Raw genomic sequence first — 236 nt, forward strand, 5'->3', positions numbered from 1 at the left:
GTATTAGGGAAATAAGAATGATAGCAACAAATGCCAAGGTCGCATTCCAAACTATTTCTGTTACTGCTATGACATCATTAAACCCTACAACTCCCACTAATAAAGCAATAATTGCTCCACCCATTGCAGACCAGCCGATATTCAATCCCTTTGGCTGCCAAATTACTAATACGAGTGTGGCTACAAAGATTAATATTGCTAGTATAAGAATCATTGACAATATAATACCTCCAATC

General features: G+C 36.9%; 1 protein-coding gene. It reads right to left on the reverse strand.

Features of this window, described 5'->3' with window-relative positions:
- The coding region (locus tag Q4548_RS17360; RefSeq protein ID WP_303457285.1) for an ArsB/NhaD family transporter at positions 1-214 on the reverse strand (214 nt) is incomplete at its 3' end.
- Positions 215-236: the final 22 nt, after the last annotated feature.

It is taken from the genome of Wenyingzhuangia sp. 2_MG-2023, assembly GCF_030548295.1.
Classification (GTDB): domain Bacteria; phylum Bacteroidota; class Bacteroidia; order Flavobacteriales; family Flavobacteriaceae; genus Wenyingzhuangia.